The sequence below is a fragment of the Caulobacter sp. P1_B12_2 genome, assembly GCF_056406675.1.
In genome coordinates this window covers 1-1,010 of sequence record NZ_JBFTZS010000786.1, presented here as the reverse complement: position 1 = coordinate 1,010, position 1,010 = coordinate 1, and the positions used below count along the sequence as shown (strand labels likewise).

The window sequence follows — 1,010 nt, the reverse complement described above, 5'->3', positions numbered from 1 at the left end:
GCCCAGGCCAGGGCCCCGGCCGGCTGGGCGCGTCCGTCCATCAGGGCCTGCAGCATGGCCGCCCGGCTGGGATCGCCGATCAGGGCGGCGGGGGAGGCGATATTGGCTTCCATGGGCTGATCATAAGACAGCCATCGCGCGGATGCTTCACCCTTGCGTGTAACATCCGGCCGCGACCTCGGCGAAGATCACCCCATGACCCACGTCCGAGTCGCGTCCCGCGCTTTCGCCATGCCCGCCGGCCTGCCGCTGATCCTGGCGGCCGCCAGCTTCGGCTTCACGATCGTCCAGCTGGACGTGACCATCGTCAATGTGGCGCTCGACGCCATCGGCCGCGAGTTCGGCGCGCCGACCGCCAGTCTGCAATGGGTGGTCGACGCCTACACCCTGCTGCTGGCGGCGTTGCTGCTGTCGGCCGGGGCGCTGGGTGACCGGTTCGGGCCGCGCCGAGCCTTTCTGACGGGGCTGGTGCTGTTCGCCCTGTCGTCGGCGGCCTGCGGCCTGGCCCAGAGCAGCCTGCAGCTGATCCTGTCGCGGGCCATCCAGGGGGCGGCGGCGGCCCTGCTGGTGCCGCCCTCCCTAGCCCTGATCACCCACGCGGCGGCCGGCGACGACAAGGCGCGGGCCTGGGCCGTGGGCTGGTGGACGGCGGCCGGCGGGGTGTCGATCGCCGCCGGACCGGTGATCGGCGGCCTGCTGATCGGCGCCCTGGGCTGGCGCTGGGTGTTCCTGGTCAACCTGCCGCTCTGCCTGCTGGGCGCGGCCCTGACCCTGGCCTGCGTGCCCGAGGTTCCGCCGCGCGAGAAGCGGCCGCTGGACCTGCCCGGCCAGGCCATGGCCTTCGTCGCCCTGGCTTGCCTGGTCGGGGCGGTGATCGAGGGCGGGCATCGCGGCTGGGGCGACCCGCTGGTGCTAGGCGCGCTCCTTGCGGGCTTCGCGGCCACCGCCGCCTTCCTGGCGGTCGAGATCCGCAGCCCGCACCCCGCCGTGCCGCTGGCGGTGTTCCAGAG

General features: G+C 73.7%; 1 protein-coding gene and 1 pseudogene. One reads left to right on the top strand and one right to left on the bottom strand.

What is annotated here, in order from left to right:
* Positions 1-113: pseudogene (locus tag AC1DZ6_RS25760) on the bottom strand (transcriptional regulator); the annotation flags it as partial.
* 82 nt (positions 114-195) lie between these two features.
* On the opposite strand from AC1DZ6_RS25760, the gene AC1DZ6_RS25755 reads away from it, so the two are divergent.
* Positions 196-1,010: MFS transporter (locus AC1DZ6_RS25755; protein WP_477099920.1), on the top strand; the 815-nt coding region annotated here is incomplete at its 3' end.